Source organism: Aeoliella fuhlenseeensis (genome assembly GCF_052161615.1).
Lineage (GTDB): Bacteria > Planctomycetota > Planctomycetia > Pirellulales > Lacipirellulaceae > Aeoliella.
In genome coordinates, this window is sequence record NZ_CP197417.1 from 703,310 (window position 1) to 728,610 (window position 25,301).

At 60.6% G+C, this 25,301-nt stretch carries 24 protein-coding genes; 14 read left to right on the forward strand and 10 right to left on the reverse strand.

The genetic code is table 11. The annotated features are described in order from the left end of the window. Positions 1-44 precede the first annotated feature (44 nt). Positions 45-188: a DUF5615 family PIN-like protein gene (locus tag SH292x_RS02830; protein WP_442484067.1), complete on the reverse strand. Its 144-nt coding sequence runs from the start codon at positions 186-188 to the stop codon at positions 45-47. Continuing rightward, positions 188-541, reverse strand: a complete 354-nt coding sequence (locus SH292x_RS02835) for a DUF433 domain-containing protein (RefSeq protein ID WP_442484068.1) — start codon at positions 539-541, stop codon at positions 188-190. The genes SH292x_RS02830 and SH292x_RS02835 overlap by 1 nt, the downstream gene beginning before the upstream one ends. A 156-nt stretch (positions 542-697) precedes the next feature. Here SH292x_RS02835 and ribF point away from each other — a divergent pair, with 156 nt between their 5' ends. The 5 genes from ribF (at position 698) to SH292x_RS02860 (ending at position 6,572) form a co-directional block, all read left to right on the forward strand. Next, complete coding sequence (gene ribF, locus SH292x_RS02840; protein ID WP_442484069.1) at positions 698-1,657, forward strand: riboflavin biosynthesis protein RibF; 960 nt, start codon at positions 698-700, stop codon at positions 1,655-1,657. Next, positions 1,657-2,652, forward strand: a complete 996-nt coding sequence (locus SH292x_RS02845) for a DHH family phosphoesterase (protein WP_442484070.1) — start codon at positions 1,657-1,659, stop codon at positions 2,650-2,652. The genes ribF and SH292x_RS02845 overlap by 1 nt, the downstream gene beginning before the upstream one ends. 56 nt (positions 2,653-2,708) lie before the next feature. Then, the gene (locus SH292x_RS02850; RefSeq protein ID WP_442484071.1) at positions 2,709-3,272 is read left to right on the forward strand and encodes a ubiquinol-cytochrome c reductase iron-sulfur subunit; all 564 of its coding nucleotides are present in this window, start codon (positions 2,709-2,711) and stop codon (positions 3,270-3,272) included. A gap of 72 nt (positions 3,273-3,344) precedes the next feature. Further along, positions 3,345-5,243 carry a cytochrome b N-terminal domain-containing protein gene (locus SH292x_RS02855; RefSeq protein WP_442484072.1) on the forward strand — a complete coding sequence of 633 codons (1,899 nt, stop codon included), beginning with the start codon at positions 3,345-3,347 and terminating at the stop codon, positions 5,241-5,243. A gap of 672 nt (positions 5,244-5,915) precedes the next feature. Continuing rightward, positions 5,916-6,572, forward strand: coding sequence for a hypothetical protein (locus SH292x_RS02860; RefSeq protein ID WP_442484073.1), 657 nt, complete (start codon positions 5,916-5,918; stop codon positions 6,570-6,572). 28 nt (positions 6,573-6,600) lie between these two features. Here the strand turns inward: SH292x_RS02860 and SH292x_RS02865 are convergent, their stop codons facing one another. Continuing rightward, positions 6,601-7,281, reverse strand: coding sequence for a UbiX family flavin prenyltransferase (locus tag SH292x_RS02865; RefSeq protein ID WP_442484074.1), 681 nt, complete (start codon positions 7,279-7,281; stop codon positions 6,601-6,603). Between the two features lie 298 nt (positions 7,282-7,579). Continuing rightward, positions 7,580-8,311 carry a bifunctional demethylmenaquinone methyltransferase/2-methoxy-6-polyprenyl-1,4-benzoquinol methylase UbiE gene (gene ubiE / locus SH292x_RS02870; protein ID WP_442484075.1) on the reverse strand — a complete coding sequence of 244 codons (732 nt, stop codon included), beginning with the start codon at positions 8,309-8,311 and terminating at the stop codon, positions 7,580-7,582. A gap of 218 nt (positions 8,312-8,529) precedes the next feature. Between ubiE and SH292x_RS02875 the strand changes: the two genes are divergently transcribed. From SH292x_RS02875 to SH292x_RS02890, 4 genes are all read left to right on the forward strand, one after another. Further along, entirely contained in the window at positions 8,530-9,282 is a 753-nt protein-coding gene (locus SH292x_RS02875; RefSeq protein WP_442484076.1) for a 2-phosphosulfolactate phosphatase, read from the forward strand. A gap of 123 nt (positions 9,283-9,405) precedes the next feature. Further along, positions 9,406-9,774, forward strand: coding sequence for a hypothetical protein (locus SH292x_RS02880; RefSeq protein ID WP_442484077.1), 369 nt, complete (start codon positions 9,406-9,408; stop codon positions 9,772-9,774). Between the two features lie 130 nt (positions 9,775-9,904). Then, positions 9,905-11,500, forward strand: coding sequence for a glycine--tRNA ligase (locus SH292x_RS02885; protein ID WP_442485840.1), 1,596 nt, complete (start codon positions 9,905-9,907; stop codon positions 11,498-11,500). Between the two features lie 111 nt (positions 11,501-11,611). Beyond that, positions 11,612-11,899, forward strand: coding sequence for a hypothetical protein (locus tag SH292x_RS02890; RefSeq protein ID WP_442484078.1), 288 nt, complete (start codon positions 11,612-11,614; stop codon positions 11,897-11,899). Positions 11,900-12,049: 150 nt separating this feature from the next. On the opposite strand, the gene SH292x_RS02895 is transcribed toward SH292x_RS02890, so the two are convergent. Together SH292x_RS02895 and SH292x_RS02900 are read right to left on the reverse strand one after the other, a co-directional pair. Further along, a complete protein-coding gene (locus tag SH292x_RS02895; protein WP_442484079.1) occupies positions 12,050-13,474 on the reverse strand; it encodes a PQQ-dependent sugar dehydrogenase in 1,425 nt (474 codons plus the stop codon). A gap of 54 nt (positions 13,475-13,528) precedes the next feature. Then, positions 13,529-14,479, reverse strand: a complete 951-nt coding sequence (locus tag SH292x_RS02900) for a DUF1559 family PulG-like putative transporter (protein WP_442484080.1) — start codon at positions 14,477-14,479, stop codon at positions 13,529-13,531. A gap of 226 nt (positions 14,480-14,705) precedes the next feature. Here SH292x_RS02900 and SH292x_RS02905 point away from each other — a divergent pair, with 226 nt between their 5' ends. The 3 genes from SH292x_RS02905 to mqnE all read left to right on the forward strand — a co-directional run bounded on the left by SH292x_RS02905 (position 14,706) and on the right by mqnE (position 18,242). Continuing rightward, the gene (locus SH292x_RS02905; RefSeq protein WP_442484081.1) at positions 14,706-15,668 is read left to right on the forward strand and encodes a tetratricopeptide repeat protein; all 963 of its coding nucleotides are present in this window, start codon (positions 14,706-14,708) and stop codon (positions 15,666-15,668) included. A gap of 114 nt (positions 15,669-15,782) precedes the next feature. Beyond that, on the forward strand, positions 15,783-16,838 hold the full coding sequence (locus SH292x_RS02910) for a UbiA-like polyprenyltransferase (RefSeq protein ID WP_442484082.1): 1,056 nt from the start codon (positions 15,783-15,785) through the stop codon (positions 16,836-16,838). Between the two features lie 258 nt (positions 16,839-17,096). Next, complete coding sequence (gene mqnE / locus SH292x_RS02915; RefSeq protein WP_442484083.1) at positions 17,097-18,242, forward strand: aminofutalosine synthase MqnE; 1,146 nt, start codon at positions 17,097-17,099, stop codon at positions 18,240-18,242. Between the two features lie 201 nt (positions 18,243-18,443). Here the strand turns inward: mqnE and SH292x_RS02920 are convergent, their stop codons facing one another. The 4 genes from SH292x_RS02920 to SH292x_RS02935 form a co-directional block, all read right to left on the reverse strand. Next, the gene (locus SH292x_RS02920) at positions 18,444-19,154 is read right to left on the reverse strand and encodes a TadE/TadG family type IV pilus assembly protein (protein WP_442484084.1); all 711 of its coding nucleotides are present in this window, start codon (positions 19,152-19,154) and stop codon (positions 18,444-18,446) included. 156 nt (positions 19,155-19,310) lie between these two features. Further along, a complete protein-coding gene (locus SH292x_RS02925) occupies positions 19,311-20,351 on the reverse strand; it encodes a vWA domain-containing protein (RefSeq protein ID WP_442484085.1) in 1,041 nt (346 codons plus the stop codon). A gap of 116 nt (positions 20,352-20,467) precedes the next feature. Next, positions 20,468-20,884: a TadE family protein gene (locus SH292x_RS02930; RefSeq protein ID WP_442484086.1), complete on the reverse strand. Its 417-nt coding sequence runs from the start codon at positions 20,882-20,884 to the stop codon at positions 20,468-20,470. An 84-nt stretch (positions 20,885-20,968) separates the two neighbouring features. Further along, positions 20,969-21,451, reverse strand: a complete 483-nt coding sequence (locus SH292x_RS02935) for a hypothetical protein (RefSeq protein WP_442484087.1) — start codon at positions 21,449-21,451, stop codon at positions 20,969-20,971. Between the two features lie 212 nt (positions 21,452-21,663). Between SH292x_RS02935 and SH292x_RS02940 the strand changes: the two genes are divergently transcribed. Continuing rightward, positions 21,664-22,212: an RNA polymerase sigma factor gene (locus tag SH292x_RS02940; RefSeq protein WP_442484088.1), complete on the forward strand. Its 549-nt coding sequence runs from the start codon at positions 21,664-21,666 to the stop codon at positions 22,210-22,212. A 133-nt stretch (positions 22,213-22,345) separates the two neighbouring features. Then, a complete protein-coding gene (locus tag SH292x_RS02945) occupies positions 22,346-24,991 on the forward strand; it encodes a vWA domain-containing protein (protein ID WP_442484089.1) in 2,646 nt (881 codons plus the stop codon). The last annotated feature ends 310 nt before the right edge of the window (positions 24,992-25,301 follow it).

A 25,301-nucleotide genomic window follows, 5' to 3' on the forward strand; every position in this document is an offset into this window, starting at 1 on the left:
GTCGTCGGCTATTCACCTTCAAGTGGAGAGAACACTCTTTATTCTCACACATTAGCCGAGGACCTACGTGTCGTCGGACTCCCCCCGCTGGTTTCGGCATCGAGTGTGGTAAGAACATCGTGCCCCAGCTCTCGGAGTCGTTGGACTATGGGAAGCGGGAAGTTTTCATTGGCGTAGAGCCGAGCCATTACGCGGCCTCATTGTCGACGATCTGCTGTTCGATTTCGTCGCGATGGAGTTCGACGTATCGCCACGCGTTGATGAGGTCGTCGTCTCGCAAAGAAGGGTAGGCCGCCAATAGTTCGCTATTAGATTTCCCCAACCGACGAGCCTGCTCCAACAGCCAGACGGGTATGCGCGTGCGAACGATCCGCGCTTCGCCGCCGCACACACGGGGATCGACATCGATTCCGGTGATCAGGTCCGAATTTCCCGCACCCGTGAGCCCCGTCTCGCGTGTCAGTTGTTGGGCGAGCAGCAGGCGTTCCGCCGCCGATAGTCGTGGCAGGATGGCTTCGATTTGTGCAAATTCGGTGCTCATGAGATGGGATCCCTGGGACGCTTCAATTCTACCATTCTATTTTATCACGCGGGCAGAGCACCGTCCCAGGTCGAAACTCCCCCCGCGTTGACCTAAACCCCCGCGGGTTCGATACTGGTGGTTTGGTAGTTTTTCAGGCCGCACGAGAGCCAGCCGGTGCAAGTTATTCGCCATGTTCACGATTTGCCACCCATTGCCCGTGGGGGGGCGGTGAGCATCGGGAACTTCGATGGCGTTCATCTGGGGCACGCTCGCATCATTGCGAAGCTGCTGGAGCGGGCTCGCGAAGTGGGAGGGCCGGCGGTGGTGTTCACGTTCGACCCCCACCCCGCAAGGCTGTTGCGTCCCGAGGCTTGTCCGCCACCGCTGACGTGGACTGAGCGCAAGGCCGAGTTGCTCGCCGGGCTTGGGGTCGATTGGGTGGTCGCCTACCCCACGGATATGGGGCTGTTGTCGCTGGTGCCGCGCGAGTTTTTCGATCGCGTGATCCTCGAAGTGCTCGATGCCCGCGCGATTGTTGAAGGGCCGAACTTTTTCTTTGGCAAGAACCGCGCAGGGAACATCGCCACGCTCGCCGAGTACGCCGCGAGCGAGGGGATCACGCTCGACATCGTCGAACCGTTGGAAGAAGACCAATCGCTCATTAGTAGCTCGCGCGTCCGCGACCTGGTGCATTTGGGGCGTGTGGGCGAAGCGAGGCGTTGGCTCACGTCGCCGTACCGCATACGTGGCTTGGTGACGCACGGGGCAGGGCGGGGGACCGAGCTCGGTTATCCCACGGCGAATCTCGAAGGAATCGACACGCTGCTTCCAGCCCACGGCGTGTATGCTTGCGTGGCGTGGGTGGCGGGTCGCGGAGTGCCGGCGGCGCTCAATTTGGGGCCCAATCCGACGTTTGGCGACATGACCACCAAGGTCGAAGTACACTTGATTGGGTCCGACGAGACTCTGTACGGCCAGATTCTGGAAGTCGACTTCCTGGAGCGGCTGCGTGACACGCGGATGTTCGACTCAGCCACCGCGCTTAAGACGCAGCTCGAGATGGACGTCGCCTCGGCGGGACAACTGGCAACCGAATACCTGGCCCACATCGGCCAAACGGCAACGAGGACTTGATGGCAATTGCGTGGCGAGAGTTTGTCGACTTGGTGGCTGCGAACGAATCGTTTGTGCTCACCACGCACATGCGCGCGGACTGCGACGCGCTCGGCAGCGAGATGGCAATGGCCGCCGCGCTCGAGGCACTAGGCAAGAAAGTCCGCGTCGTGAACTCCGACTCGGTTCCGCCGCACATTCAGTTCATGGATCCGCACCGCCGCATCGAGACGCTCGGTGAGAATGTCCTTCCCAGCGAGCTGCTGGCGGAGGGCGTCGACGTGATGATGGTGCTTGACACCAGCGCTTGGCAACAGCTCGGTCCAATGGGCGAAGTGATTCGTGCATCGAACGCCCAGAAGGTGGTGATCGATCACCACGTGAGTGGTGACGACATGGGTGCGATTGTGTTCAAAGACGACTCGGCCGAGGCCAATGGACGGCTGGTGCTTGAAGCGATAGAGGCACTCGGCGTTCCCGTTTCGGAAGAGATGGCCTCGGCACTGTTCGCCGCGATTGCGACCGACACCGGTTGGTTTCGTTTTCCCTCGGTTGGCGCGACGACCTACGCGGCGGTCGAGAAGTTGGTGGCCGCAGGAGCTTCGCCTTCGGACATGTTCGGACAGTTGTACGAGCAGAACACGCTGGCCCGGGTGCAATTGCATGGCCGGATCATGACCAGCATTCTCGTCGACGCCGATGGCCGCATGGCGCACGCTGTGGCGACGCTCGACGACATCGCGGAGACTGGTGCGGAGGCGAGCGATAGCGAAGACGTGGTAAACCGCTTGCTGACGATCGCCGGCGTCGAGGTGGCGGCCCTGCTCGTGGCGGTCGACCCCGCGCTGACGAAAGTGAGCCTTCGCAGCCAGGGGGAATTCGACGTGCGAGCCGTTGCCGAGAAGTTCGGGGGGGGCGGGCACCGGGCGGCGGCGGGATTGCGAATTGCCGCTCCGGTTACCGAGGCTCGGGAGCAAATCGTCGCGGCGCTCGCCGAGAAAATGATGGCCCGGTAGAAAAATGTGTGCCAAAATGGCTGTTTGCGGACAGTTAAAAGGTGGAGACTCTCGCGATGAATGATCAATCAACCCCCGCGCGCGATGTGCCGCGGCGCTCGTTTATGTCGAAACTCGCCGCCGCGATGGTGGGCCTGGGGGCGCTCGCGCTCGCCACGGTGCCGGGCCTCGCGGTGCTGGTCGACCCGCTGCGGAAGAAGCAGAAGTCGGCGGACGGCAACTGGATTCGCGTGACATCGCTCAGCCAACTGCCCGCCGATGGCAAGCCGCGGTTGTTTCCGGTGATCAACGCCGAGCCGCGCGACAAGTGGAATCTCTACGACCCGCAGCCCGAGAAGCCGGTGTTTCTGATTCGCAAGAGCGAAGACGAATTGCCGATCGCGTTCAGCTCGGTTTGCCCTCACCTTGGTTGCATCTTCAATTTCAGTTCGGCCGAGGACTGCTTCATCTGCCCGTGCCACAACGCCATCTTCCACGTCGATGGCCATCAGGACGCGAACTGCACGACCAGCCCCCGCGATATGGACACGCTGGACGTGAAGGTGGACAAGGCGACCGGCGACGTGCTGGTCGACTATCGACGCTTCAAGCAGGGTATCTCCGAGAAGGTGGCGATCTAGTACCATCCTAAACGGTGCGGCGCGGGGCGGAATCTCACAAGACGTGACTTGGTGCGACAGGTGCGACGGATCATGCAATCGATATTGAACTGGCTAGAGAGTCGGACGGGTTTTCGCGAAGCAATTCGCTCGGTGCTGTACGAGCGCGTCCCCGGTGGACCCAAGTGGCGATACACGTGGGGCACCGCGCTGGTGTTCGCCGTGGTCGTGCAGTTCATCACCGGTGTGTTCCTGTGGATGCATTACAGCCCCAGCACGCAGACGGCTTGGGAGAGCGTGTACTACATCGAACACGAGATGCAGGGTGGCACTTGGCTGCGAGGCATTCATCATTACACGTCGTCGGCCGTGATGATCCTGATGGCGATCCACCTGCTGCAGGTGGTCATCTACGGCGCGTATCGCGCCCCGCGTGAGGTGACGCACTGGATTGGCATCGCGATGATGCTGGTGCTGTTCGGGCTGGGGCAGACGGGTTACTTATTGCCCTGGGATCAGCGTGGTTATCAAGCAACCGGCGTCGCGACGAACATTGCCGGCGTGACTCCTGGTCTCGGGGATCAAGCGCGAGCAATTGCTCTGGGTGGCGACGACTTCGGGCACCACACGCTGACGCGATTCTTCGCGCTGCACGCGGGTGTGTTGCCAGCGATCCTGTTATTCCTGGTGGTGCTGCACGTCGCTTCGGTTCGGCGGCATGGCTACACCGAACCCGCCACGAAGAGCGACAAACCCGATGGCGTGTACTGGCCCGACCAGGCGCTGCGCGATGGTCTGGTGTGCCTCGCCGTGATAGGGACCGTCATGATGATCACGGCGTACCGCCCCGCCGAGCTTGGCCCGCCAGCGGATGCATCGATCGCGTTCAACACGGCACGGCCCGAGTGGTACTTCCGCTTTCTGTTCCAAATGCTCAAGTACTTCCCCGGTGCGAGCGGCATGTTCGTTGCCTCGCAGTTGATCCCGGGCTTACTGCTGCTGACCTTGGTGCTGATGCCGTTCATCGGCAAGTGGCAACTCGGCCGGCGGTTCAACGTGATGTTCGTGTGCGCGGTGCTAGCGGGCATCATCGGGTTGACCTACGTCTCGTACCATGAAGACCTCAACGGCGAGACCGAGAAGTCGCTGCACTACCAATCGGACCTAAGGCTCGCCCACGCCGAGGCCGAGCGGGCGGTGGAGCTTGCGTCGCTGGGCATTCCCGTCGAAGGCTCCCGGCATCAGACCCGCAACGATCCGATGATCGCAGGCCGCCGGCTGTTCGAACTGCACTGCGCGTCGTGCCATAGCCACCACGACCCGGCGCTCGAAAATCCGCTGGACGGTCCGCCACTGCAAACTGTGTTCGTCAAAGAGCCGACTGCCGCCAACCTGTTTGGCTTTGGTAGCCGGGAGTGGATGGAAGGGATGCTCGACGCCGAGAAGATCGCGGGGCCCGACTATTTCGGCCACACGATCTTTGCCGAAGGCGAGATGGTCGACTGGGTGAACACCAATATTCGCGACACGCTCGAAGAAACGCCCGACGAAGAGAAGGAGGCGTTCAAGAAGAAGGTCGCCGCCACGGCGTGGGCCATCTCGTCGCTCGCCCAACTGCCTTACCAGAAGGAAATGGACGCTCGGGATTCAGCGCAGATCGAGCTCGGTATGGAGCTTGCTCTCAACGAGTTCTCCTGCATCGATTGCCACACCATGGGCGACGAGGAAGTTGGCGCGGGTCCCGACCTCACGGGCTACGCCAGCGATGAGTGGCTCACCGCGTTCATTCGCGACCCGCAGACCGAGCGGTTCTACTACAGCGAAGACAACTACGACGACCCCGAGCGCCTGATGCCCGGCTTCGCCACGCATCCCGACACGCCCAGCCTCAACACGCTGACCGACGACGAGATCAGCCTGATCGTCCGTTGGATCCGCCGCGACTGGCCGGTGGGTGACAAGAAACAATCCGTCGCGGAGGAGAAGAATTAGTCGCGGATTGGCGCGGATCAAAGCGGAGAAACGCGAATATGTTTCAATATAGCTTGCGAACGCTCCTGCTTTCCATGCTTGTCGCGGTACCGGTAGTGGGCGTAAATCTAAGAGTGTCACCGGACGCAGCAAAGTATGGAGTGGAGCCGCCGAAAAACTACTCCGCGCTCGGCAAGTTCCTACTAATGCGAGGTTGGCCGCTGCCACCCTGGAAGTGCGCAATTTATGGCGCCGACGGGATGAAACGACGACTACCGCCTGAAGTAATCTGGGGTGCGTGGCTGGTGAACCTTGTCGTCGCCGCATTGATATTCGCTATTAGTGTGGGCGTTCTACGGAGACTCTTGTCGACCAAATGGGCATTCGTGTCGAAGACTTGCGATGAATCTCCGCCAAGAGAGATCCATTAGCGAAGATTAGCGCGGATTAGCGTTCCCAGAATCCGCGTGCATCCGCCTCGATCCGCGAATATCCGCGACGAGTTCTTTCGCCCCTCAACTCCCTGAAATCGTCAAAGTTTCGCGCGCCACCCGGCCGATGCTAGAAACGACGATCTCTTCTTCGACGTGTGTGGGGGCTTGCGCGAGTATGTGGTGCCAGCATTGCGGGCAGGATGTTCCGGCGATTGCCGCCAAAATCGGTGCACCGGCCGGGTGTTCGCGCTGCGGACGCGTGAGCGACAGCAGCCACCGCGTGGAAGCGATGCGGCCCAAAGAAGCCGCGGTGTCCGAAGAGTGGTCGACCGATCGGCGGATGCGTCGCATTGGTCGTTCGCTTCGCACGCCACTTCGACTTGCTAGCAGCGATAGTCTTGAAGGAGCGATCCATTGGGTTGATGCCTTCTCGATCGTCGACGATCGAATACCAGCTGCCACGACGAACGCCGCGGCACCCGTGCACCGTTCGGTCCGTGGTCGCCGCGCGAGTGAACTTCGCACGCAGTGGGTTGCATGGTTCGCACTCACCATCGGGCTTGGCCTCGCCACAGGTGGCGTCGTGCTGATGGGGATGGGGCTGTTTAGCGAGTTCCCCGAGTTCTGGCAGTGGGGAGTCGGGGTAACGCTTGCGGGCCAGGCGTTCCTTATCGGCGGGCTTACACGCGTGCTGATGAGCCTGTGGAACACCAGCCGCGCGGCCGACCATCGCGTGATCGAGATGCAGCAAGAACTTGCCGAGGTGGGCCGCACTGCCGAAGCGATCATCGCCCAACGGGCTGGCGGCCCGAGCGGCTTCTACGGCGAGCTGGCTCGCGGCGCAAGCCCGACCATGCTGCTCGCGAACCTTCGCGGGCAAATCGAGCACCTAGCGACTCGGATGCACCAAAACTGATTGTGCCTCCACAATTCATGTGGAAACCCTATTCGGTGCCCCAGCGATCAATCAGGCCATTCTCGATTTCTAGCTGATCCAGAATCCGCGCCACGACAAAGTCGATTAGATCTTTGACCGATTCGACACCGTGGTACCAGCCGGGGGAGGCGGGGAGCACCACGGCACCGGCTTCGGTGGCGCGGCGCATGTTGTCGATCGCGGGGAGCGATAGCGGTGTCTCGCGGGGCACGAGTACGAGTTTGCGGCGTTCTTTGAGATGCACTTCGGCGGCGCGTTGGATCAAGTTGCTCGCCGAACCCGCGGCGATCGCGCTGAGCGTGGTGCCCGAGCATGGGCAGACGACCATGCCCCCGGTGAGGAAAGAGCCACTCGCCATCGGCGACATGAAATCGCGGTAGCCGAAGTAATGCAGCTTCCCCTTGCGAACCATGCCGCTGCCGAGGACGTTGCTGTCGCCGGTCGAGACTTCGGTGATGTCGGCGATGGTTTTGCCACTCGAAGAGCGACCAGCCCCCAGCAGCAAGCTGTCGGCATGAAAGTCGTCGAGGTCGACGTGCAGGTCGAGCTCCTGCCGAATCACTTCGCGACCCGACGGGCTGATCGATAGGTAGACATCGCGTCCGGCGATAAGCAGCACTTCGATCAACCGCACAGCATACGCCGCGCCGCTCGCCCCCGTGATACCAACAACAACCGGCTTCTTCATTCGTACAACGGAGTATATTCCGTTACCTAAATAGGATTAACCACAGAGGGCACGGAGGACGCAGAGAAATCAAGAAAGGTAAGAATGGGACGCGGATGAACGCGGATTTGTTTCTCTTTGATTTAATCTTTGCTGAGATAGAAGTAGCGACTTGACTCAATCAGCTTACATATTGAACTCTTCACTCCTGATCCGCGCAACTCCTGCCAAATCCGCGTGATCCGCGTCCTATTCTTTTTCCTCCCGTGTCCTCCGTGCTCTCCGTGGTAAGTCAGTAATTAATAATGCAAGCTCCGTTCTACGGTTTCTCACCTACGTACAGCGTCGCGATGCCAAACGTCATGGGATAGAACCGGACGTTCTTCAGGCCGGCGGCTTCCATTCGCTCGGTGAGCTCTTCGTACTGCAGGAACTTGCCGACACTTTCGGGCAGGTACTCGTAGGCAGCGGAGTTGTTTCGCATCAGCACTTGACCAATGCGTGGCAGGACGTTGCGGAAGTACCAGCCGTAGAGACCCTTCATCGGTTGGTAGCGGGGCGTCGTGAATTCGAGCACCGCCACTTTGCCGCCGGGCTTGCAGCACCGCGTCATCTCGGCGAGTCCGCGATCGGTATCCGCCACGTTGCGAAGGCCAAACGCGACGCTGACGATTTGAAACTCGTTGTCCGGCAGTGGCAGGTTTTCGGTGTCCCCTTCGACGAAGTCGATGCGATGGTCGCTGCCACGCCGGCGACTCTTCACTTCGCCAAGCTCGAGCATCTCGGGGCAAAAGTCAGCCGCCACGATGGGGAGCTTGCCGTGCGCTGCCTTATCAAACGCAATGGCAAGGTCTCCGGTGCCCGTGCAGACATCAAGGATCGGCCCGCCATTCGCCACCGGCTTCACCTTCCGCACGGTCCGCCATCGCCAGTAGCGATCGACGTTCATCGAGAGCAGGTGATTCAAGAAGTCGTACCGCGGCGCGATCTCGCCAAACATCCGGCGAACCCGCGACGACGACTTATCAATGGTGGCAGCGGTGGTAGTCATGGTGGACGTCGAAAGGCAGTGAAGAATCAGTCGCGGATGGGCACGGATCGAAGCGGGTTACACGCGGATTCTTATTGGGGGGGCTAACGAGCTCATCATCCGCGATTCTCCGCTTCAATCGGCGCAAATCCGCGACGAATTCCCGGCTCTAACGCAGTGGGCTTCGGTAGGGTCTAATAGAGCAGCAATTCGTTCTAACTTCTACGGTCTTGCCTGCCATGCCTTCGCTTTACGTTCATTATTTGCCGCAGTTTTGTGCCGAGCACGATTTGGCGGACGTGGCCGTGGTGGTGATCGACCAACTACGGGCCTCCAGCACGGTGTGCCACGCCCTGGCCGCCGGGGCGAAGGACGTCGTGCCCTTCGTCGAGGTCGACGCGGTGCTGGCGGCGGCCGGCGACTACGACCGCAGCCAGGTGCTGCTTGGCGGCGAGCGGGGGGGCGAGCTGATCCCGGGGTTCGACCTCGGCAACTCTCCCTCGGACTATACGCCCGACGTCGTGTTCGGCAAGCGAATCCTATTCACGACCACCAACGGCACCCGGGCAATCAACCACGCCCGCCTCGCCTCGCGAGTGATCATGGGCTCGGCGGTGAACCTTTCGGCGCTGGTCGACGAACTGTTGGACGAACCGGTCGTGCATGTTCTCTGCGCGGGGACGGGCGGCCACGTCTCGCGTGACGACCTGTTGATCGCCGGCGCGCTGGCCGATGCTTTCGCGGCGCGTGGCGAGTGGACGCTCAACGAAGGAGCCCAAGCCACTCGCGGTGAGTGGAACGAACTGGTAACGAGCGCGAAGGCATACGGCCGTTCGCTCGACGCGCAGCTCGCCCTGGAACTCCGCGAAACCCCCGGCGGCAAGAACCTGCTGGAGATCGGCCACGACGAAGATTTGGTCGTGTGCGCAATGATCGACTCGAAACCGGTGGTGCCCGAACTTGATCGGGGGGCGGGGTGTCTTCGGTTGTAGAGGGGGTGTGCGATAGAGCAATTTTCTCCGGGCGCTTACGCTTCCGGCTCGCCTTGAGTTGAGGTCATAAAGTATCGTACGCTAACCTCAAGTTTCGAACGAATCCCGGAGGGAGAACCACTTATGAAGATCGACATTATCGGCGTTTACCGTGTTAAGTCGCGCCAACCTTGTCACCTCATAGAGTTGCATATCTCCAATCATCGTGGTCCATTAGATGTCGGAGCGTTTACGCAAGAATGGCCCGACAAGGATCGCGGTAGTTGGCAATGTCCGTGGGATGAACGGGTGCTGGACAGTGAAGGCAAGTCCGATTTGCTTGGTCAGTATCCGAGAAACATCGTCGTCGACGAAGAGTTGCGACTGACGTTCTTCATGCACTATCTCAACTGGGACTTTCCGTTGATTACGCCTGCAGGAGAACTGGAGCTTCCCGACTCGTGTGAGCCACCTGCGCGGCTGAGCTTCATTCAATATGAGGAACCGGATTGAGATAACGTACGCTTGTGGAGATTGCAGTGTCTTCACGCCCCTCGCCGCATCTCTCGACCACCGGTAGAATGCGTGTTTTCGCCCTTTTCGCTCCCTGCGTTTCATATCGAGCCGAGGCTTCCCAATGGACATGGAAAAGATCGTATCGCTCTGCCGCCGTCGCGGTTTCTTGTTTCAGTCGAGCGAAATCTACGGCGGTTTGAACGGCTTTTGGGATTACGGACCATTGGGCGTGGAGCTCAAGCGGAACGTCAAAGAAGCGTGGTGGCAGGACATGGTCACCCGCCACGACGACCTCGATACACTCCCCGGCGCGCCGACCAGCTACGAAATGTGCGGCCTCGATTGCACGATCATCATGCACCCGCAGGTGTGGAAGTGCAGTGGCCACTTCGACCTGTTCGTCGACAAGATGGTCGACTGTCGCGAGTCGAAGAAGCGTTACCGCTACGATCAGGTTCGCGGACGTTGGGCCGAGTATCGCGATCAGAAACTGTTCGTCACGACGATGGCCGAGGACGAAGAACCTGATATCGAGCGGCGTGCACTCAAACACTTCAAGCTCCGCACGAAGGATGCCGAACAACTGAAATGGGATGGACCGGTGACGACGCTGGACAAGATTGGCGAGGTCACCCAGGCCTTGGGTCCTGATGCCAGCGAGCCGGGCACGCTGACCGAGCCGCGCGACTTCAACCTGATGTTCCCCACGACCATCGGCGCACTCGCAGGTGAAGAAGGCCGAGCGTTCCTGCGCCCCGAAACGGCCCAAGGTATCTTCGTGAACTTCAAGAACGTGTGCGACAGCACGCGGGTTCGGATTCCGTTTGGCATCGCGCAGGTTGGTAAGAGCTTCCGCAACGAAATCACGCCACGGAACTTCACGTTCCGCTCGCGGGAGTTTGAGCAGATGGAGATTGAGTTCTTCTGCCATCCCGAGTCGTCAAAACAGTGGTACCAGTACTGGCGCGATCGCCGGTTCAAGTGGTACTTGGATCACGGGCTGGCCGAAGGCCGACTGCAACTCCGCGATCACGACCCAGACGAACTGAGCCACTACTCCACCGGCACGGCGGACATTGAGTACGCCTTCCCGTTCCTGCCCGAGGGTGAGTATGGTGAGCTCGAAGGCATCGCGCATCGTGGCGACTTCGACCTTCGCAGCCACATGGAAGGAAAGCTCGACCCCAAAAGCTGCCCGCTGACTGTCGAACTGGGCGAGGATGGCAAGCCGGTGCATCGTGGATCGGGGCGTGACTTGACGTACCGCGACGACATCACCAACGAGCGTTTCACGCCGCACGTCATCGAGCCCTCGGCCGGTGCCGACCGCGCGACGCTCGCCTTCCTGTGCGAGGCCTACACCGAGGACGAAGCGCCGGACGAGAATGGCAAGATGCAAACCCGCACGGTGATGAAGTTCCACCCACGCCTCGCGCCGGTGAAAGCCGCCATCTTCCCGCTGGTGAAGAAGGACGGAATGCCGGAAGTCGCCAAGGATCTGTACCGCGCGCTCAAGGCGAAGTTCCCGGTGTTCTACGACGAGAAGGGTGCGGTCGGTCGTCGCTACCGCCGCCAAGACGAAGCCGGCACGCCGTATTGCATTACCATCGACGGCGACACGCTCACCGACAAGACCGTCACGATCCGCGACCGCGACTCGCTAGAACAGGTGCGTGTGAAGCTCGACGACGTGGTGGGCGAGATCGAATCGCGGATGCGGTAGGATACGAATTCGTCGCGGATGCTCGCGGATCGGGGCGGATACGCGCGGATCAAAACCTCCATGCTTCGCAATTCGCCCTAGCCCATGACGGAAGTCTTGGGTTTTGCAGCCATGCCACGTTTCAATCTACGCACGTTGCTGACCTCGGTAACGGCGTTCTGCGTCGTGCTGAGTGTGTGGTTGTTGCTGGTAACCTCACTGGTCGAATCCCACCTAACTCTCCGGTTCAGCGTAGCAATCGGAGCCTTCGCTGCCGTGGGCGTGACACTTGCAATCAATCAACATCAACCCTCCGAAAGCCAACAACCAATACTCGCCGAGGCCGTACTCCTCTCGGCAATGTGCCTCATGATTTCGGCGATGACGGTTCCAATGGCGATGTTGATGTTTGGTGATTGAACGAATTCGGAACTCAGCAGTGCTCCCCACGATTAGCCCATGACGGGAGTCTTGGGTTTTGATCGATACGTACGCATTGCGATTCAGATCGCGCCGAAACCTACGACTCCCGTCGTGGGCTAGGGGTTTGAACAATGCGATTGTTCCCACCTACTGCCGAATCGCTTTCCCCTCGTTCGTCAGCTTCAAAATCATGTCGGGGCCATTCAGGATCACGTAGACGTTGCCATTCGGATCGCACTGGACATCACGGACGCGGCCGGCGTTTTTGAGCAAGAGCTCTTGATGGATCACGCGGTCGCCATCGACTACCAACCGGCGGAGCTCTTCGTGGCCGAGGCCGCCAACGAGTAAGTTGTTCTGCCACTGCGGGAACTCATCGCCCTGGCAGAACCGCGTGCCGCAGACGGCGATCGAGGGAACCCAGTAGAGCACGGGTTGCTCGGTCCCTTCGAGCGTCAGGTTCTCGCTGATCACTTCGCCTGTGTAGTCGAGCCCGTACGTGGTCTTGGGCCAGCCATAGTTCGCGCCGGACTTCAGGATGTTCACTTCGTCGCCACCCATGGGACCATGCTCGGTCTCCCAAATAGCGCCCGTCTCGGGATGCACGGCGAGGCCCTGCGCGTTGCGATTGCCGTAGGTGAAGATGGTTTTGAGACCCTTCTCGCCGTCGGCAAAAGGGTTGTCCTCGGGCACCGTGCCATCGGGCCAGACGCGGTGCACCTTGCCGTTGGGCCAGCGGGTGTCTTGGGCTTGCTCGCCAACGCCGCGGTCGCCGATCGAGATGAGCAAATGCCCCTCGTGATCGAACGCCAGTCGGCCGCCGTAGTGATGCCGAGTTTGGGTGTAGCTGAAGTCCGGCGCGGTGAACACGTCTTGCTGCTCGACCCATTGGTGATCCTGGATGCGACCTCGCACGACTCGCGTCATTGTCAGCGGACTCCGCGCGGTGGCACCCGGCTTGGTGTCGGCGAACGCCAGGTACACCCAGCCATTCTCGGCGTAGTCGGGGTCGAGCGCCACGTCCATGTAACCACCCTGGTTCTCAGCGTTGGGTACCGGCGTGCCACGGATGGGATCGGGATGCAGCTTGCCGTTGAGAATCACCCGCAAACGACCGGGCCGCTCGGTGACGAGTGCCGTGCCATCGTCGGCGAACGCGATGCCCCAAGGTGTCTCGAGCCCTTCGGGAATCCACTTCTCAACGCCAACGTCGTAGTGGCGCGTGAGCAGCTTCTCGGGAACCGGCGGACGCTCCACCCCCGCGCGGTTTTGGGCTTCCTTAATGAATGAAATGACTTGGCGAATCTGATCGTCCGACATCACGGTGCGGTATTCGGGCATTCCGACCGACGAGATGCCGAACTTGATGTTCCGCATCAGGTCGCCATCGCTACGTCCGAACTGCCAGTTGCCATCGACCATGCTCTGCGTGTTGCCACCGGTGAGGTCCTTGCCGTGGCACTGGGCGCATCGCTGTTGGTAGATGGCCTCGCCAGCGGACTGCGCCAATGTGGTGGACGACAACAACGCGAGCACTCCGAGCGACAGCAGCGTCCGAATCATCGATGGCATGACCAAGTCTCATGAAATGCAAAAGGAAGTAAGTTTGAAAACTAGTCGAGCAGCCTAGGGCGTATCCGAGTCGGCGTGCAGGCCTTCGCCGCGGGTGCCTTGGCGGCGGTGAATCTCAGGGTCGATGTCGTAACTCACCAGCCGCACCGAGGCATCGGCAAATGCAAAGTAACAGCCGGCGACGTGCGCGGCACCAAAGCGCGTGTGCCCCGCGACTTCGCCGTCGGGGATGGGTGGCAGATTGAGCGCCGTGTAACGCGAGGTGTCGTTGCCATGCCCCAAGAAAGCGTGCTGGTCGTCCCCCCAGTCGTAGCCCTCGGGCGTGCAGCGTTTCTCGCCGACTAGGTAAGTTTGCGAAGTGCCGTCGGTGATCTTGGCGGTGCTCACTTCGCTGCGAGGATAGAGCACGCCGGTGGCCTTCGCCGTGTTCTTCCAGTCGTACACGCCATTCTCGGCGTCCTCGAGCTTCTCGGGGCCGAGGTCGCCAATGATCAGATCCCCCGCGTTCGCGGCGTAGTCGGTCTTGAACACCATGGCGGTTGGCTCGGCGTTGCGGACTTCGTGCGAACCACCGTAGGGATACGTGGCCAGTTGCCGGCGGCTCGGGCAGTTGAGCGAAGCAATTGGAGTCGTGGCAACTTGTGCGGCCAGCGTTCGCTTTACCGAATCGCTCGCGCCGCGGCCGAGGGCTTTCAGTGAGGTTTGCTCCAGGTAGGGCAAAATCGAAAACGCCCAACCGCCGGGCTGCTTGCGCCCGGAACCTCGATCGGGGTCGCCCGTCCAGACGTAACCCCAACCGCCGCTCGGAAAATGCTTGATCGCGTCGTGGTGCGAGTACATCGCGATGGCGACTTGCCGGAGGTTGTTTTGGCAACTCGATCGCCGCGCCGCTTCGCGTGCCGATTGCACTGCGGGAAGAAGCAGAGCGACCAGGATACCAATGATGGCGATCACCACCAGCAGTTCAACCAACGTGAAGCCACGCAGATGGCGGGGGTTAGGCATGCTGACTTTGCGAGGCTGGCCGGGGGGCGGGGGCACCGCGGCCACACCAGCCGCGAAGCCTCGGCAGTATAAACCATGTCCCCGCGCCGCACCACAAGCTCGAACACGCTCGGCAAGGTCTATCACCGCCACGATCTGGGCGGATTTCGTTTGAACTATTTGCGGGAATGGGAATAATTCAAAGCGAGGGGCTCGGCAGGCCCCCAATTCACGGGGAGTGACGGTCATGGATTTCCAACAGCTCAAATTTCGAGTATTCGCCGCGATCGCAATCGCGAGCATGGCGTGGTCGGACGATTCGCTCGCTCAGATGATCCGCACCGCTCCCGATATCGAGACGCCGCGCAACTACCAGCCCGGCACCGGCGTCGATCGCAACGGCATCAAGGCCAATCCCTCGCGGCGACGCACCACTCACTACACCGTCCCCGGCGGCGGTTACTACTACGGTTGGTACCCCGACCGCTACACCTACTATGACGACTCCTTCTACTACGGCGGCAACTACCTTTGCCCGTACTGCGGCGGTCGTTGGTGCAACGGCCGATGCCGCAGCTGGGGGCCGATCTACTACCCACCCGTGGCGGGCGACGCGGGGGCGATCTTCGGTCCGCGTGCGGTTCGCGACTTCCTAGGGGTCGATAACAACAACGCCGGCGGTGGCGGCAATCTGAATCCAATCATCCAAGCCGCAGCCCAAGCACCGGCCGCTCCGCCCAAGCTCAGCAATCCCACGGCTCGCGCCCGCGCGTGGAAGTTCGTCGACTATGGCGATCGTCAGTTCAAGCGTGGCGACTATCGCCAAGCGGTCGAGCGTTATCGCAAGGCCCAGGCCCAAGCCCCCGACGTGGCCGACATCTACTTCCGGCTGGGCTTTGCCGAGATGGGGGCGGGTAAGTACGGCGAGGCGGTTTCAGCGATTCGCAGCGGACTGCAGCTCAAGCCCGATTGGCCCAACTCGGGGTTCGTGCTCGAAGAGCTTTACCCCACGGCCGAAACGAAGCGCGAGGTTTTTCGCCAGCTGCACACGTACCTCGACCAGAACCCCAACGACGCCGACGCCCAGTACCTGCTCGCGGTATTGCAGTACTTCGATGGCCAGAGCGAGGCCGCCGAGGTCCGATTCCGCCGCGTCGTCGAGCTCACCGGCGTCGACACCCACGCCAGGGCGTTCTTGCCAAACGAGTGAGGCTCCCTCCATACTCGGTAGGGGAGAGGCCTTCGTCAAAACGCGGCTCGTGGAAACGCACAGCAAGTTTCCCGTGATCGCCCAGGGTCTCTCCGCACCGACCGTGGAGATACGATGCTCAGGACCCTCACCCACCTACTTTCCCTCATCCGCTTCAGCCACACGCTGTTCGCGCTGCCGTTCGCGCTGATGAGCGCAGTGATGGCCTGGTGGTTGACGGCCGGCCTTACTTGGGGTGGCGATGTCGTCCTCTACAACAGTTACGTCGGCATCGGATCATGGACAATTCCGATTCCATCCGCTCTCGCGAATCTACTACTACCCTTGTCTGGTATGGAGAGTGGTTCAGAGGTTACTATCGCCGACCGCCTCACCGCCTTCTATCACGCCATCCGCTGGCAGGAAGTCCTCGGAATCCTCCTCTGCATGGTCTTCGCCCGCAGCGCCGCAATGGCCTTTAACCGCCTCGTGGATCGAAAGATCGACGCCGGCAATCCTCGCACGGCTGGCCGTCACATTCCTGCCGGAATCCTTAGCGTCGGCGCGGTCACCGCCTTCACCATCACTTGCGCCTTCGCGTTTATCGCCGGCACGTTATTGTTCCTCCCCAACAAGCTCCCGCTCTACCTCAGTGTCCCCGTGCTCGCGTTCCTTTGCGGCTACAGCCTCACAAAGCGTTTCACGTCGCTCGCCCATTTCTGGCTGGGCGCGGCGCTCGCGCTCAGTCCCATCGCCGCGTGGATTGCGATTCGGGGCGAAGCGGTCATGGCCAATCCGTTCGATTTGATGCCCGCCGTGGTGCTGGGCGGGGCGGTGCTGGCGTGGGTCGCGGGGTTCGACATGCTCTACGCCTGCCAGGATTTCGAGTTCGACCGCGACGCTAAACTGCACAGTATCCCCGTACGCCTCGGCATCCGCGGGGCCCTGCGTCTCGCCGCGGCGTGCCACGCTGCGACGGTGCTGCTGCTAGCCGCGCTGCCGGTGGTCTACCCACCCCTCGGCGGGATATACTACCTGGGCGTCGTCGCCGTGGCCGGGCTGCTCGCCTACGAGCACTGGCTGGTCCGCCCCGACGACCTCGCCCGAGTGAACACCGCCTTCTTCCACGTCAACGCCGTGATCAGCATCGGCATGCTGGTCATTACGTTGGTGGACCTAATAATCGTTTAGAGCCCAGCGGGAGTCGCCGGTTTGTTTTAGCCACGGATGGACACGGATATGCACGGATAAGAAGCCGCCTATTCCCTACCTGAGACGTTCACATGTTTGGCATCGGACATATCGAGTTGGTAATCGGCATCCTATTGTGCCTACTAGCGGCCCAGCGCTGAGTCGAGCTCCTTCCCCATCCGTGATAATCCGTGTCCATCCGTGGCTAAATAAAACAACCCCTTGGCGTCTTTGCGCCTCTGCGTGAATCAATCAAAAATGCTCCGAACCACCACCGAGATCCTGAAACCCATTCGCGACAAAGTCGAAGCCGGTGAGCGGCTTACGACCGAGGACGGGCTGTTGCTCGAATCGCCTGAAGTGCCGCTGCCCGAGCTGGGCGAGCTCGCCAACTTGGTGCGCGAGCGGAAGAATGGCAACGCCGCGTACTACAACATCAACACGCATCTCAACCCCACGAACATCTGCGTCTACCGCTGCACGTTCTGCGCGTTCCGCAGCGACCTGCGCGAGGCGAAGGGGTACTGGATGAACGACGAGCAGGTGCTCGCTCGCGGGCAGGAAGCCGTCGACAACGGGTGCACCGAGATGCACATCGTTGGCGGCCTGCATCATCAGGCGAAGTACGAGTGGTACCGCCAGGTCGTGTCGGTGCTGCACGATGCGTACCCCACGCTCCACCTCAAGGCGTGGACGCCGGTCGAGATCGACTGGTTCTGCCGGCTCACCAAGAAAGACATCCGCTGGGTGCTCGAAGACATGCGCGATGCGGGCCTTGGCAGCCTGCCGGGCGGCGGGGCGGAGATTTTTCATCCTGAAGTTCGCAACCAAATCTGCGAGCACAAAGCCGACAGCCGGCGGTGGTTCGAAACGCATCGCACCGCGCACGAACTCGGCCTCAAGAGCAACTGCACCATGCTCTACGGCCACATCGAGCAAGCTTACCACCGCATCGACCACCTCGTTCGCTTGCGCGAACTGCAGGACCAGACCGGCGGGTTCCAGACATTCATCCCGCTGGCGTTTCATCCCGAGAACACCAAGCTTGGCGACGAGCGAAACATCAAGAAGCCATCGAGCTTGATGGACCTTCGCGTGATGGCGGTCAGCCGGCTGATGCTCGACAACATACCGCACATCAAGGCCTACTGGATCATGCTCGGCGTGGGCACCGCGCAGGTCGCGCTCGCCTACGGAGCCGACGACATTGACGGTACCGTGCGGCACGAACTGATCTACCACGACGCCGGCGCAACGACCCCCGAGATCATGTCGGTCGCCGAGATCGAGCAGTTGATCCGCGAAGCAGGCCGCGAACCAGTCGAACGCGACACGCTCTACCATCGCGTCGAGCGAAGCGCCGCGGGCTGGCAGGCCAAAGAAGCCATCGTCGCCGCGGTGTAGCTATAGCCACAAAGAGGTGCAAGAAAACACAAAAAGGCTATCAGCTCGGAGGAGTGTGGGACAGATTCGTGCCCTTCCTTCGGCTAAACATCCACTTGTGTTTTCGCGGCTTGTCGTGCCTTTTCGTGGCAATTCACTAACGTGGCTGACCTACTGGTGCGCCTCGAATTCCGGCGAATTCGGCTGCCGTTAGCGCGCAACTTACAGCCCCAGCAGCCAGCCTAAGAAGCCGCCGAGGCCGCCACCTCCGTTGCCATTTCCATTGCCGGAGTTGCCGTTCCCGTTTCCATTGCCGTTGCCTGAATTTCCGTTTCCATTCCCGTTTCCATTCCCATTCCCGTTACCGTTGCCGGAATTTCCGTTGCCGTTACCGGAGTTTCCATTCCCGTTGCCATTGCCGTTGTTTCCCGAGTTGCCGGGCACATTGCCGCTATTCTTGCCCAGCGAGCCGAGCTTATCTTCCATGTTCTCGTACGCCGCGGCGAGCAGGTCGTCCATCTCGGCGTCGGTCTTTGCTTCACGTGGAATGGTCGTGATCTTGTGGATGAAGTCCCCCACGAAGTACTTCGGCGTCACGTAGCCATTGCGGGCGTCGAGCGGTAGCCGCAGGCCCACGGTCACCACCTTCGTGTCGTCGGTCACCACGGGGGGCTCGACTACCACGTCGGCAGCCGACACGCCGACCATCCGCAGTTCGTTCATCACCACCGCGCGAATGTCGTCGGCCGTGGTCCCCAGGATGATTCCTTTGCGAGCCCCTTCGGCCGCCGCGATCTTCGCCGAGTTGATCAGCACGTTCGCGCGACTGAACTCAATCGCCGCAAATACGATCAGCAATAGGATCGGCAGCGTGATAGCAAACTCAACCGTCGTAGCACCACGGCGGGACGGAAGGGGACGTGAAGTGATCATAGTACTAACTTAGGGTGACTTCGTTCGAGATAGATGGGGGATACGAATGACCAATGACGAACTTTCAATGACCAACGAGGTTCGCATGCGAGTTCATTGGTCATTGAAAGTTCGTCATTGGTCATTCTTCGATCTGGTGCTATCCCTGAAGGACGTCTACTGGGTCAACTGCGTCGGCAAGGTTTTCGCGATGGTCCGGAACACTTCGGCGAGCTGCGAGCCGTTCGACGCGTGGAACGTCTTGCCGCCGGTTTCGTTGGCGACCGCCAGCATACGAGGCTTGTCGGCCGAATTGCCGAACGTGATGGTGTGGACGGTGATGCCCTTCTTGGCCGCTTCACGGGCCCACACAATTGGCTCGGTGCTGGTATTGTGATTGCCGTCGGTCATCAGCACGATAATCGGTGCCGACAGGGTGCGATGATTCTTCCCCATCACGCCGTCGATCCCTTTCTGAAGTCCCAGGCCAATCGCCGTCATGCCGTCAGCCTTTAGCTTGTTGACATCCTTGCGAATGTTGCTGTAGTTGGTGTCGAGGTTGCGATCGAGCGAAGCATTCGAAGCGTAACTGGCCAATGCCACCTGCTCGTCCGACGAAGTGTCTTCGAGTTCATCAAGGAACACGTTCACCGCGTTCTTCAGGTCCTTCAATGGCTGGCCTTCCATCGATCCCGAGCGGTCGAGCACTAGGCAGATGTCAACGTTCATGAACGTCGACGTCGCGGTGATGGTTGGCTCAAAGTTATCAACACCATACAGCCGGCTGAAGAATAGTCCCACGCCGCCACTGCGTGACGACTCACGGCGATCGCCCAGCACCTGCACCGAGTTAAGGGGTTGACCACCATTCGTAAACACCCACTGGCCCGCGGCGTTACGCTCGGACCGGCCCACCAGGATGTCACTGGTCTTCAGCTTCAGCGGCTGACCGGCCACGTTGTTTCGCTCGGCCATCGCCACCGCAGCCGCACGGGCGTCCGCGGCATTCTCCGTTTTCGCCAGCTCAATCGCGCCGGCGCGCGCCGCCACGTCGGTCGCCGCGCGAAGCTCCGCCCGCGTGTTCTGCATGAACGCCAGGTCCACCGAGAACCCCAGCATCACGATCAACACGGGAAGCAAGATAGCAATCAGCGGCAACATCGCACCACGGCGGGCGCGAAGCGTACTGGAGTGTGAACGAAGATGAGGAAGGAACATGGTCCGGAACTCTCAGGGAAAACTCGGGGAATGACGAATGACGAATTAGCAATGACCAATGAATACAGGCTCTGGGAGTCAGCTACTGGTCATTGGTCATTCGTCATTCGTGCTTGCTATTTCGGTCCAACCGCTGTGTGCGCCAGCGTACTCGGCATCGGGAACCACCGGCTCAGGGCGACGTTCGGTGTGACGTTGGCCGAGACGCGAACGCTCACGGGCGTGCCCTGTTCCAATTGGTTCATCCCTTTGCCGCCGGGCGTGATGGTCACAGCCGACTGCTTGATGTTGTGCATGGCGAGAACTTGGTTCACGCGCTCGGTCACCGAGTCCGTCGTCGCATCGGGGCGAGACAATTCCAGCGTCCCCTCGTAAGCCGCGCTCGTCAGGGCGTGCTTCAGGTAGATCAAGTTGCACGCCTGGATGCTGCCAAACACAAGTAGCGCCAGCATCGGCAGGCACACCGCCAGCTCGACCGTCGCCGTGCCCCGGCGGGTAGTGTGTTGCTTACGTCGGTTGGTGCTCTTGAACATGGAACGCGTGAGGGTAAATAGGTGAATAACAGAAGAACTGTGGGAGGGCTCTCCGAGCCCGATGATTGGCGAGGCGAGTGTCTCTTACACTCCAGCCATCTCCTCTTCAGTGGCAAACGAAGCGTTCGGACGACCTTCGAGTTGGTCGACGCGCGCCCGAAGCTCGGTGATCGTCGTTGCGATGCGATTGAACTCGTCGGCCAGATCCAGCCAGTAGTCGCCATCGCGGAACTTGAGCGTCGGAACCTGCTGGCCATCGGCGAGCTCCCGCATCATCCGCCGGAGTCGCACCACGGGGCCGGCGAAACGATGCGTGAACTTCAGTAGTTGCAAAATCGCAATCGGCATGGTCACGGCAAACGCCATGACCAAGGGCACGACATGCATCCGCGTGTTTTCGAGGTAGTACTCAAACCCTTCGGTGGGGTTCGCAAAGAACTGCAGCACGAACCACAGCATCGTCGCCAGGACGATCGAGGCGACCCACAGCCCCACGAGTCGCAGGACGATGCCACCTTGCACGTGGCGGTCGACGTAAATGCGTTTGCGTTTGGTGACGGTAGCCATGCCCGTGGGCTCGCAAGGGGAAAGTGGGTGAAACCAATTAGTAAACCTTATGTCGCGAACCGACGTTTGCCGCCCCAAACCGCCCGAGGCCCCCAACTTGCCGGTGCGAATGTAGGGATTCTGCGGAACGAATCCCCCGCGAGCGGCGTCCGATGGGGGCGAAAACTTTTCTCCCCTTTTGGCCAGATTCTTGAACCCTTTCGAGCCCCGCCGTGCACTCTGGTAGCATGACCGCCGTGAGCGTGCCCATCGAACAACCGCCGAAAACCTGCGATTTGGCCCAACTGGTCGCCGACCACCAGGCCACCGTCTGGCGGTACGTCCGCTACCTGGGCGCATCGGCAGCCGAGGCCGACGACCTGGTTCAGGAGACGTTCGTCGAGGTCTGGCGGTCCGATTTCACGCACATTTGCCCCCAGCAAACCGCCGGCTACCTGCGAACCACCGCCCGCCACCGCCTGCTGATGCTCCGCCGCCGTCAGAAATGCGAACCGAGCCACGTCGAGCTCGAACTGGCCGACCAGGTGTGGAGCGAAACGTTCGCCGAAGGCCCCGTCGACCCCTACCTCGAAGCGCTCGACACGTGCCTCGACCAACTCGAAGGTCGCGCGCGGCTAGCCCTCGACCTGCACTACACCGAACAACGGACCCGCGAACAAATCGCGGAAGCAATGAACATGAAACCCGGCGGCATAAAGTCACTGCTCCGCCGCACAAGAGAAGTTCTCCGAAACTGCATCGAGCGGAAGCTACGCGCTTAGTCCCCTCTCCCCGACCCGCGCCGAGGGTCGGGGAGAGGGGACGAGAACCCTAGAGCCCCCACGTACAACGGAATTCATTCCGTTCCCGCACCACAAGAGTACCAGCTAACGGAATAAATTCCGTTGTAAGACGATGTCCCAAGAATTCACCAACTCGAACTCCGCTAGCGACTCCAGCGAATGGCGCGACCGACTCGTCGACCGCGCCCTCGCCGAACGCCTGGGGGGCGACGCGCCTCCCGATCTCACGGCCCGCATCCTCGCCGCCGCCGAGCCCTCTTCTCTCGCTTCTTCTCATGGAGACAAGTCAATGGATTCGCAAAGCTCTTCCCGTCGCAGCAGCGCCCGCACCTGGGTCCTCGCAGCGAGCCTCTTGCTGAACTGCGGACTCGTGGCAACGCTCCTGATTGCCTGGGACAAGGACCGTCAAACCGCGATGAACCAGCAGCAGAACAATCTCGGGGCAATTCAAGGTGCCTTCGATAGCCAAGATCCAATCGCGAATCGCGAGTTCGAGACAGCTGCACGCACGGAAGGGGCCGGTATCGATACATCCAAAGTGTCAGACCTAGAGATCGCCGCGGCCACTGCTGGCGGTCGTGTAAATCTGAATGCTCACGGTGATGGAAAGCAGTTTACGACAGACAGCTATGAGATTAAGCCGGCTGCCCCCATCACGCAGTTGGAACGAGATGAGGTGCGAGTGCAGGTAGTTCCTGACGGAAACATTGGGCTACAAGGACTGATCGACAACCCTAACCCAGTGATTTCTTCACCTTCTCGCCGGGCGCCTCTAGCGATCTCACCCAGCACTGCAAAGTATGACGAACTTGTACGTCTTAAAAGAGATCTAAGACGAGCGTACCAGGGCCAAGAGGGTGGACAGGACGGACTTTCTAGCCTGGCCACTTCGGATGGCAAAGCACTGAGTGATGGTTCCGACGATCCACAAGCGATACACCGGTTTGCCGGTGCGGCTGGTCAGGGGCAAGCGGCTGAGCCGGGCGAGATTCTAGATGCCAACGATCCAGTTCACTTTGGAGTCGAAGTATCGCTCGGCCGCGATCGCTCAGGCGAGGCTGAGCGGCTGAAGGAGCAAGGAACTCACCTCGGTTACGCCTTCCAGAGTAGTGCCGCTCCGCCACGCAACTACGACCACACCGCCATGTACTCCCAGTTGATGGATGCGCGGGGAGACGTTCGGCTGAAATGGGGATTCCAAAGCAATGGTCGCAAGTGGCCCGGCGGCCAACCCTGGCACGGCAGTCCCGATGGCCAAGGCATCGGCCCCGATGCGTCTGGCGACAAGTACGACCTGATCGTCGAGAACGACTTCATCCCCGCCATCGGTGGCGAGGCGGTGAGCACCTTCTCGATCGACGTCGACACGGCGAGCTACGCCAACGTCCGGCAGATGCTGCGGAACTCGCAGGTGCCACCCGCCGACGCGGTGCGGCTCGAAGAGTTCGTGAATTACTTTGATTACGATTACGAGCCGCCGAAGTCCGACGAAGAGGCTCCATTCGCCGCCCATGTCGAGACGGCCGCTTGTCCTTGGCAGCCGGCTCATCGGCTGGTTCGTATCGGCATCAAGGGGCGTGAACTCGCGCCGGGGAAACGTCCTCTCTCGAACTTGGTGTTTCTGGTCGACGTGTCGGGCTCGATGAACGAAGTCGACAAGCTGCCGCTGGTGGTGCATGGGCTCAAGAAGCTCACCGACCAGCTTGGCGAGAACGACCGCGTGGCGATTGTGGTCTACGCTTCGAGCGAAGGCCTGGTACTCCCCAGCACGCCCGGAACCGAGAAAGAAAAAATCCTCGCCGCGCTCGATAGCCTCGCGGCAGGTGGTTCGACGGCGGGGGGAGCGGGTATCCAGCTCGCTTACCAGATCGCCGAGGACAACTTCATCGAAGGGGGCACCAACCGCGTGATCCTCTGCACCGATGGCGATTTTAACGTCGGCACCACCAGCACGGCGGAGCTCGAACGGATGGTCGAACAGAAGGCCAAGGATACTAAGGTGTTTCTATCCTGCATCGGCTTCGGCCGTGGCAACCTCAACGACGCGATGATGGAGAACATCACCGGCATCGGCAACGGCAACTACTACTACGCCGATGGCGAGCAGGAGTCGGAGCGAATTTTCGTGAAAGGGATGACCGGCATGCTCGTGACCATCGCCAAGGACGTGAAGATCCAGGTCGAGTTCAACCCCGCGAAAGTCGCCGGCTATCGCCTGCTGGGTTACGAGAACCGCGTGCTCGCCACGCAGGATTTCAACGACGACAAGAAAGACGCCGGCGAAATCGGCGCGGGCCACACGGTTACGTGCCTGTACGAAATCGTCCCGACGGGCGAAGAAGTCGAAGCCGCCAAGATCGACGAGCTGAAATACCAACGCCCCGCCGGCCTGACCGACAAAGCCGACACCGACGAACTGCTGACGCTCAAGATGCGCTACAAAAAGCCCGATGGCGACACCAGCACCAAACTCGAATGGCCCGTCGCCGATAGCGGGCACAAGTTCGGCGAGGCGTCGACCGACATGCAATTCGCCGCCGCCGTGGCCAGCTTCGGCATGCTGCTCCGCGACTCGCAGTACAAAGGCGACACTAGCTACGACGCCGTGATCGAAATCGCCGAGAGCGCCAAAGGCAAAGACCCCGAAGGCGAGCGTGCCGAGTTCGTCGAACTAGTCCGCGCCGCGAAGAAGCTCAAGCCAGTGGTGAGTGAAGAGAATACTGAAGAGAAGGAACCAGCACCGGCGCAACAGAAGTAATAAATCGCATTCGGGTGGCTGGGGACGAGCCCCGCGAGCCCCCAGGTAACTGCTGAACCACAGAGTACACAGAGGGTGCGGAGAAAGAAGAGAAGAAAAAGAATAGGACGCGGATCTACGCGGATTTGGCCGGATAGCCGCGGATCAAGAAAGAAGTATCCAGAGGCCCAACTGATATTCGTATCCGACCACACTATTGCTCGAGATCTAAAACAGAAGACAAACCAAATCCGCGTTCATCCTGCCCAATCCGCGTGAATCCGCGACCTAATTCTTTCTTGACCAAAGCTACTTTCTTGACCGAAGGATC

Bases quoted from the DNA above. Each gene is read 5' to 3' on its own strand.
- SH292x_RS02850 (WP_442484071.1), top strand. From the start codon at position 2,709: ATGAATGATCAATCAACCCCCGCGCGCGATGTGCCGCGGCGCTCGTTT.
- SH292x_RS02880 (WP_442484077.1), top strand. From the start codon at position 9,406: ATGAAGATCGACATTATCGGCGTTTACCGTGTTAAGTCGCGCCAACCT.
- SH292x_RS02895 (WP_442484079.1), bottom strand. From the start codon at position 13,474: ATGCCATCGATGATTCGGACGCTGCTGTCGCTCGGAGTGCTCGCGTTG.
- SH292x_RS02885 (WP_442485840.1), top strand. From the start codon at position 9,905: ATGGAAAAGATCGTATCGCTCTGCCGCCGTCGCGGTTTCTTGTTTCAG.
- SH292x_RS02845 (WP_442484070.1), top strand. From the start codon at position 1,657: ATGGCAATTGCGTGGCGAGAGTTTGTCGACTTGGTGGCTGCGAACGAA.
- SH292x_RS02910 (WP_442484082.1), top strand. From the start codon at position 15,783: ATGCTCAGGACCCTCACCCACCTACTTTCCCTCATCCGCTTCAGCCAC.
- SH292x_RS02905 (WP_442484081.1), top strand. From the start codon at position 14,706: ATGGATTTCCAACAGCTCAAATTTCGAGTATTCGCCGCGATCGCAATC.
- SH292x_RS02935 (WP_442484087.1), bottom strand. From the start codon at position 21,451: ATGGCTACCGTCACCAAACGCAAACGCATTTACGTCGACCGCCACGTG.
- SH292x_RS02925 (WP_442484085.1), bottom strand. From the start codon at position 20,351: ATGTTCCTTCCTCATCTTCGTTCACACTCCAGTACGCTTCGCGCCCGC.
- SH292x_RS02855 (WP_442484072.1), top strand. From the start codon at position 3,345: ATGCAATCGATATTGAACTGGCTAGAGAGTCGGACGGGTTTTCGCGAA.
- SH292x_RS02835 (WP_442484068.1), bottom strand. From the start codon at position 541: ATGAGCACCGAATTTGCACAAATCGAAGCCATCCTGCCACGACTATCG.
- SH292x_RS02930 (WP_442484086.1), bottom strand. From the start codon at position 20,884: ATGTTCAAGAGCACCAACCGACGTAAGCAACACACTACCCGCCGGGGC.
- SH292x_RS02875 (WP_442484076.1), top strand. From the start codon at position 8,530: ATGCCTTCGCTTTACGTTCATTATTTGCCGCAGTTTTGTGCCGAGCAC.
- mqnE (WP_442484083.1), top strand. From the start codon at position 17,097: ATGCTCCGAACCACCACCGAGATCCTGAAACCCATTCGCGACAAAGTC.
- SH292x_RS02920 (WP_442484084.1), bottom strand. From the start codon at position 19,154: ATGATCACTTCACGTCCCCTTCCGTCCCGCCGTGGTGCTACGACGGTT.
- SH292x_RS02900 (WP_442484080.1), bottom strand. From the start codon at position 14,479: ATGCCTAACCCCCGCCATCTGCGTGGCTTCACGTTGGTTGAACTGCTG.
- SH292x_RS02830 (WP_442484067.1), bottom strand. From the start codon at position 188: ATGGCTCGGCTCTACGCCAATGAAAACTTCCCGCTTCCCATAGTCCAA.
- SH292x_RS02865 (WP_442484074.1), bottom strand. From the start codon at position 7,281: ATGAAGAAGCCGGTTGTTGTTGGTATCACGGGGGCGAGCGGCGCGGCG.
- SH292x_RS02945 (WP_442484089.1), top strand. From the start codon at position 22,346: ATGTCCCAAGAATTCACCAACTCGAACTCCGCTAGCGACTCCAGCGAA.
- SH292x_RS02890 (WP_442484078.1), top strand. From the start codon at position 11,612: ATGCCACGTTTCAATCTACGCACGTTGCTGACCTCGGTAACGGCGTTC.
- ubiE (WP_442484075.1), bottom strand. From the start codon at position 8,311: ATGACTACCACCGCTGCCACCATTGATAAGTCGTCGTCGCGGGTTCGC.